The sequence below is a fragment of the Larkinella sp. C7 genome, assembly GCF_006149005.1.
Classification (GTDB): Bacteria; Bacteroidota; Bacteroidia; order Cytophagales; family Spirosomataceae; genus Larkinella.
In genome coordinates, this window is the sequence record NZ_VBSL01000070.1 from 487 (window position 1) to 744 (window position 258).

The 258-nt window shown below is 46.5% G+C and carries 1 protein-coding gene; it reads left to right on the plus strand.

The features are described from left to right. On the plus strand, positions 1-258 hold a 258-nt coding region (locus tag FH871_RS34400; RefSeq protein ID WP_229317751.1), incomplete at both ends, for an NFACT family protein.

Here is a 258-nt window from a genome sequence, read left to right on the forward strand (position 1 = left end):
CCAGAAGGGTGAACTCCTGACCACCTACCTCAATCTGGTTCCCAATAACAAGGACCAGATCCAGCTGGATAATTACTACACCGGTGAAAAATTGACCATTGCCTTAGATGTCAGTCTCAGCCCCAGCCAGAATGCCCAGAAGTATTTCAAAAAATATCAGAAATTAAAGGAAGCTGTCAAGCACCTCAATGGTCTGATTGAAGAGACCAAGCAAACCATTGCCTACCTAGAATCAGTCGAAACCGCCCTCTCGCAGGC